The organism is Ruegeria sp. AP12 (assembly GCF_056540025.1).
In genome coordinates, this window is sequence record NZ_JBQFVZ010000047.1 from 1 (window position 1) to 1,576 (window position 1,576).

General features: G+C 59.8%; 2 protein-coding genes. One reads left to right on the forward strand and one right to left on the reverse strand.

What is annotated here, in order from left to right:
- A partial coding sequence (locus ACR0E6_RS21050) for an enolase C-terminal domain-like protein (RefSeq protein ID WP_480586960.1) occupies nucleotides 1-916 on the reverse strand: 916 nt, incomplete at its 3' end.
- A gap of 91 nt (nucleotides 917-1,007) precedes the next feature.
- Here ACR0E6_RS21050 and ACR0E6_RS21055 point away from each other — a divergent pair.
- The coding region (locus ACR0E6_RS21055) for a LysR family transcriptional regulator (protein WP_480586963.1) at nucleotides 1,008-1,576 on the forward strand (569 nt) is incomplete at its 3' end.

The window sequence follows — 1,576 nt, forward strand, 5'->3', positions numbered from 1 at the left end:
CCAAGCCTGCTTCAAACATGTCGCCGCCATAGGCGCTCAGCCCATGGGAGGCGGCGATGCGGGCGACCGTCTGGCCCCGCGTCAGACCACCGGATTTCATGATCTTGACCGAAACACCATCGCAAATCCCCTCGCGCGCGGCGCGCTCCATGTCTTCGGGGCCAAAGACACTTTCATCGGCCAGCAGAGGGACGTCGATCATCTGCTTCAGTTGGGCCATCATGCCTAAGTGATGCGCCCGAACGGGCTGTTCGATGAAGTCGGGTTGAAACTGGGCCACGTCGCGCACCTGCGCCGGGGCGTCCTCGATGCTCAGCCCCTGATTATAGTCCACGCGGACGGCCATTTCGGGGTGGTTCCGGGCCAGATATTCAAGCCGCATGATGTCGAAGGCATGATCCTTGAACCCTGTCTTGAGTTTCACGATCCGAACGCCGTCGTCGCGCAACCGCGCCAACAGGTCGATGTCCTGTGCGAAGTCAGGATTGGCGATGGAGCAGCTCAGCGGGATCGCATCACGGCACTTGCCGCCCAGCAAGGCCCAAACCGGAAGTGAGGAGATGCGGCCAGTCAGGTCCAGCAGTGCGGCCTCCAACGCGGCCTTGGCCTCGGTGCAGTGGGCGACGGCATGGGCGGCTTTGGCCATAATCGCCGCCCGGTCAGAAAGACGCGCGCCTAAAACCAGCGGGCGCAGATAGCGGTCCAGCGCGGCAAACGTGGCCTCGGGCGTGCCGGTAAAAACCGACCAGGGTGAGGCCTCACCAAACCCTTGCGTGCCGTCCTCAGTGGTCAATCTGAGGATGACGACCTCGCACGCGCCCTCGACCGAGCCGATGCCGTGATCCCGACGCGATGTCACCGGCAGCGCAAGATGCCATAGATCATAGCCCGTAATTTTCTGTTGTAGATCAGACATCCCACCTCCGGTCAGGACGCAGCCTGCCTTGACCAGAATATCATTTCAAATACTATATCTTGCTTATACTATCAGAAAAAGTGATGTCAGGATGTCCCTCAGATTTCGTCAGTTACAGGCTTTTCACGCGATCATGGAGACAGGGACGGTCACCGGCGCCGCGTCAGTGCTTGGCATTTCACAGCCGGGCATCAGCAACCTTCTGTCTCAGCTAGAGCGCGAGGCGCGTTTGCCCTTGTTCGAACGCACCAAGGGACGCTTACTGCCCACGCCCGAGGCCGAGCTTCTCTATCGTGAGGTCGACACCGTGGTGCGCGGGTTGGATCACGTGGCGCAGGCCGTAACGGATTTGCAGAACAAACACCCTGGTCAGTTGCAAGTCGCCGCCCCGCATATGCTGTCCTTCGGCTTCATGCCCCGCGAGATTGCGCGATTCTCGCAATCCCGTCCCAATCTGTCGGTCAGCTTTCAATCGCAGTATTCGTCGAAGATTCAGGAATGGGTGACGTCGGGCCTGTTCGAGATCGGCATCGTCGAGATGCCCATTCTGCACGACACCCTTGACGCCAAGGTTTTTCGGTTTGAAACGCTGGCGACATTTCCCGAAAACAGCCCTCTGGCCGCGCATGACGTCCTGGCGCCGCAACTGCTTGAAAAGGA